Annotated in this window: 1 protein-coding gene; it reads left to right on the top strand. The window is 60.1% G+C overall.

What is annotated here, in order from left to right; all coding sequences use genetic code 11:
* Window positions 1–205, top strand: a 205-nt coding sequence (locus SB717_RS34905; protein ID WP_410907465.1) for a hypothetical protein, incomplete at its 5' end; no start/stop codon positions are given.
* Window positions 206–301: the final 96 nt, after the last annotated feature.

Raw genomic sequence — 301 nt, 5'->3', positions numbered from 1 at the left:
CGAGTCCGGTCTCGTCTGTGCGGACGTTCTCGACCGGCTGGGCAACGACGAGTTCGCGTTGCTAGCGTCGGATAAGGGCGTACGGGCTGTCGCTAGAGGGTTTATCGCGGCAGCGCAGATTCGCCATCTCGATTCGATGCTGGCCGTCTACCGAGGTATCAAACCATGCCGGCTGGGTATTACCGCGATACGGTTTTGCCACTAGTGGAAAGAATGATCCGGGCCGGCGGCGACGTGAATGCCTCCTACAAGTCAGGCAAGATAGCGCTGCACATGGCCGGATTCGCGCCGTTGATGGAGG

The organism is Priestia sp. SIMBA_032, from assembly GCF_046535215.1.
Taxonomy (GTDB): Bacteria; Bacillota; Bacilli; order Bacillales; family Bacillaceae_H; genus Priestia; species Priestia aryabhattai.
Note: the sequence above shows the minus strand (reverse complement) of the source record. Positions and strands in the feature narration are given on the sequence as shown.